Origin of the sequence: Janthinobacterium sp. BJB401 (genome assembly GCF_013372745.1) — a bacterium.
Classification (GTDB): Bacteria; Pseudomonadota; Gammaproteobacteria; order Burkholderiales; family Burkholderiaceae_D; genus Janthinobacterium; species Janthinobacterium rivuli.
In genome coordinates this window covers 1-1,243 of sequence record NZ_JABXFH010000119.1, presented here as the reverse complement: position 1 = coordinate 1,243, position 1,243 = coordinate 1, and the positions used below count along the sequence as shown (strand labels likewise).

1 protein-coding gene is annotated in these 1,243 nt (G+C 63.9%); it reads left to right on the top strand.

What is annotated here, in order from left to right; translation table 11 throughout:
• Positions 1-1,243, top strand: a 1,243-nt coding sequence (locus HWE17_RS28435; protein ID WP_255206434.1) for a condensation domain-containing protein, incomplete at both ends; no start/stop codon positions are given.

Sequence of the window (1,243 nt, the reverse complement as noted above, 5' to 3'; positions counted from 1 at the left end):
TTATGTGCTGCCATCGCTGTTTGAGGTTGACTCGCGTGCGCAGTTCGACGCGCTGATCGAAGCGCTGCGCAAGGTCATCGCGCGGCATGACGCGCTGCGCACCGCGATCCTGTCCGAGAACCTGAGTGTTCCGGTGCAGGTCGTCTATCGCCAGGTCGATTTGGACGTCGAAATGATAGAGCTGGGCAGCGGTGGCGACAGCGACGCGCGAAGTGTGCTTGCCTCTCGCTTCAAGCTGCATATGGACCTCGCCGGGGCACCGATGCTGCGCGTATGCGCGGCGCAGTCCCCGCAATCGTCCAAGGTCTATGTGCTGTTCCATGCCCACCATTTGGTCGAGGACGTGACTTCGTCGATCATGCTTGGCTTGGAAGTGCAGGCTTACCTCACCGGTGACATCGAAGATCTCGCGCCTCCAGTACCCTACCGTCAATTCGTGGCCCATGCGCTGCACCAGGCCAGCAACAACGATGCGCAAGCCTACTTCAGCAAGGTGCTGGGCGATGTGATCGAGCCGACGGCGCCGTTCAATCTGCTCAACGTCCACGGCGACGGCAACCAGATAGCGGAGCAGCGCAGGACGCTCGACGCGGCGCTGGCCGATGCGATCCGTCAAGTAGCGAAACAGCGCAAGACCAGCCCGGCGACGCTGTTCCATGCGGCATGGGCACTGGTGGTCGGTGCCTGCAGCGCGCGCGGCGACGTGGTGTTTGGCACCGTGCTGTCCGGCCGCCTGCAGGGGACGGCGGGTGCGCGCAATATGCTGGGCATGTTTATTAATACGCTGCCGCTGCGCTTGACGCTGGAAGGCGTCAGCGCGGACAGTCTGGTGAGCCAGACGGAAACGGCGCTGCGCGAGCTGCTGACCTACGAACAGGCGCCGTTGTCGTTGGCGCAGCGTTGCAGCGGACTGGCAAGCAATGTGCCGCTGTTCAGTGCCATGCTCAACTACCGTCATTCCAATGCTGGCGAGACGCAGGCGGTAAGCCACGGCATCACGCTGCTGGAGGCGCGCGAGCGAACCAATTATCCGCTGGTTGCCTTGGTCGACGACCTGGACGACGGCTTCTCGATAGGGATGCAGGCCGGGCACGGCGTGGCGCCGGCACGGGTCATCGCCTATCTGGAGCAGGCGCTGGCTGGCCTGGTGCAGGCGCTGCGGTCGCAGCCGGACATGAGCGCCGGCGATATTTCGGTGCTTCCGCCGCAGGAGCGCGAACAGTTGCTGGTGGAGTGGAACCGC